Here is a 607-nt window from a genome sequence, read left to right as displayed (position 1 = left end):
AAAAGTAGAAAGTCGTGGATCACCTTTATCGCTTAAAGAACGATAAAGAGACTCGCGATTTAGTCCTGTCTCTTGAGAAACAGTTGTCATTCCTTGTTTACGCGCAATAATACCTAATACATGTGCAATATAGCCACTATTCTTTGTTTCTAAAGCATCATCTAATAAAATCTTAAAGTCTTCAGGCGTATTAAAATATTCACTTACATCAAATTTAGTAATTTCCATGTTTCATTTCCTTTACTAATTGAAGGGCTTTTTCGATATCTTTTTGTTGTGTGGATTTATCACCAGCATTTAATAACAAAATGATTTGTTTCCCTTGTTTTACAAAATAAATCCTATAGCCTGGTCCATAATTTATTTTTAGTTCACCAATGCCACGGAAATATTTCACGTCTCCTAGAAGCCCATATTCAAGGCGGAAAATACGTGCAGCAACTTTCTTTTGCACTTGTTTGTCTTTTAACGAGTCTAACCACTCTGTAAAATAGTGTGTTTTTTTAACAATAAACATCTGTAGTTTATATGCTACATAATAGATAATGTCAAATACATTCTTTTGTTCCAATGAACAAGCTACATAGGTTTTAACAAGCCATCCTTT

General features: G+C 32.5%; 2 protein-coding genes. Both read right to left on the bottom strand.

Annotation, left to right across the window (positions count from 1 at the left end; genetic code table 11):
* Positions 1-228, bottom strand: a 228-nt coding sequence (locus ACFIL3_RS11025; RefSeq protein WP_375682301.1) for an addiction module antidote protein, incomplete at its 3' end; no start/stop codon positions are given.
* Positions 215-517 (bottom strand): type II toxin-antitoxin system RelE/ParE family toxin, encoded by a 303-nt coding sequence (locus tag ACFIL3_RS11020; RefSeq protein ID WP_375682302.1) that lies wholly within the window; start codon positions 515-517, stop codon positions 215-217. The genes ACFIL3_RS11025 and ACFIL3_RS11020, both read right to left, overlap by 14 nt.
* Positions 518-607 lie beyond the last annotated feature (90 nt).

The sequence above is a fragment of the Bartonella sp. CE47NXGY genome, from assembly GCF_042195415.1.
Taxonomy (GTDB): domain Bacteria; phylum Pseudomonadota; class Alphaproteobacteria; order Rhizobiales; family Rhizobiaceae; genus Bartonella.
This window is presented reverse-complemented; position numbering and strand designations above follow the sequence as displayed.